1 protein-coding gene is annotated in these 230 nt (G+C 53.9%); it reads right to left on the bottom strand.

Annotation, left to right across the window (positions count from 1 at the left end):
• Positions 1 to 12: 12 nt before the first annotated feature.
• On the bottom strand, positions 13 to 230 hold a 218-nt coding region (locus KK062_RS30630; protein WP_254088165.1), incomplete at its 5' end, for a His/Gly/Thr/Pro-type tRNA ligase C-terminal domain-containing protein.

Below are 230 nucleotides of genomic sequence, written 5' to 3'. Positions count from 1 at the left end.
AGGTAAGACCGATCAGATCTTCCGCAGCAGGTTGTTGATCGAGCAGGCGTCGATCAGCTTGGCCTTTAGCTCGGCAACCTTTACACGCTCTTGTTTCATGGTGTCGCGGTCGCGAATGGTGACGGTGTCGTCTTCCAGCGTCTGGTGATCGATCGTGATGCAATACGGTGTGCCGATGGCGTCCTGTCTTCTGTAGCGTTTACCGATCGCATCCTTTTCTTCGTAGAAGC

Source organism: Dawidia cretensis (assembly GCF_018598175.1).
Classification (GTDB): Bacteria; Bacteroidota; Bacteroidia; order Cytophagales; family Cyclobacteriaceae; genus Ohtaekwangia; species Ohtaekwangia cretensis.
The sequence above is the reverse complement of the archived record's forward strand: the minus strand, read 5'-3'. Positions and strand labels throughout refer to the sequence as shown.